Source organism: Bacillus sp. P14.5 (assembly GCF_003316765.1).
Lineage (GTDB): Bacteria > Bacillota > Bacilli > Bacillales > Bacillaceae_B > Rossellomorea.
The window spans coordinates 1-1,051 of the sequence record NZ_NIJF01000098.1 but is presented as its reverse complement, the minus strand read 5'-3'; the positions used below and the strand labels follow the sequence as shown (position 1 = coordinate 1,051).

The window sequence follows — 1,051 nt, the reverse complement described above, 5'->3', positions numbered from 1 at the left end:
CTCCGACTCAGCTTTCAAACCTCTGAAACCATTCAGGGAGATGGAACTTGATGAGAAAATCACGTATCTTTCCCGTTATATTAACGGAAAAGCACCGTTCCCTTGTGAATTTATTACCGAAGAAGAAAGGTATAAGGGAATCTTGCTCAGTGCTGAAGGAGATACGCTTGTCCTAAAAACGTTCCAGGGAGATGAAATAGACGTAAAAGCGGAAATCACTACGAGCCATCAAGATCATTGGTTTATGATGAATGTAGTCTAAAAGGAAAAAGACCAGCCGGATGTTTTCTCCGGCAGGCTTCTAAGAATTATTCACAATAAATCAGGTCAACATCCGCGATACATTGAATCGCACAGAAGCAGTTCAGGTCAACAGTGATACAGTTGTTTGTTCTGAACCATTCGTCCACATGGCAGATTGCGCCATAATCCAATTTGCCATAGTCGTTGATAATATCTTTGTTAGGTCTTAAAGCTCTCAACGTTGCACAGCAGTTATCGAAAATTTCTTCCACACGGAAATAAATCGTTACACAGTTTGCATCACATTGGCCATCTTTTTGTTTGAACAATGCTTTAAATAGTTCACCGTTTTTATTTGTCAGTGTGAACACACGAGTATCTGCACGACGTCTCATAGCAGGGCTGTTCAAATCGCCAAGCGGCTCAAGGAAACAGCTGGTAGTACAATCCAGACAATCATCAGCTACCGCAGCATCCTGGATGTCTTTAATTGCACGTACTACTTCACACACACAGTTATCTGTACGGATTCCACCTACATCATCTCTTTTTCCACAACCCATATTAGAAAATCCTCCTTTTAATTGTTTATCGCTACACTAATAACATATTGTAGCCAAGGAGTTTAAGTTACGGATAATAGCCCTTTTTCGTCAAAATAGGCGGTGTGTCACATTTGATTCTGAAATTGTAAAACCCGCCTCTTAACTGTGTTATCCGCATCGAGCTTCACCCTCAGCCTCTCTGGGTTAAAAACCCAAAGAGAATAAAAGGAAAGAGCGCTTTTCTTTAAGGGACATTTGCCGGT

Annotated in this window: 2 protein-coding genes; one reads left to right on the top strand and one right to left on the bottom strand. The window is 41.1% G+C overall.

The features are described 5' to 3' along the window. Positions 1–262, top strand: a 262-nt coding sequence (locus B9Z54_RS20565) for a CotO family spore coat protein (protein ID WP_240190034.1), incomplete at its 5' end; no start/stop codon positions are given. A gap of 46 nt (positions 263–308) precedes the next feature. On the opposite strand, the gene B9Z54_RS20560 is transcribed toward B9Z54_RS20565, so the two are convergent. Continuing rightward, on the bottom strand, positions 309–806 hold the full coding sequence (locus B9Z54_RS20560) for a CotY/CotZ family spore coat protein (protein ID WP_113930251.1): 498 nt from the start codon (positions 804–806) through the stop codon (positions 309–311). Positions 807–1,051 lie beyond the last annotated feature (245 nt).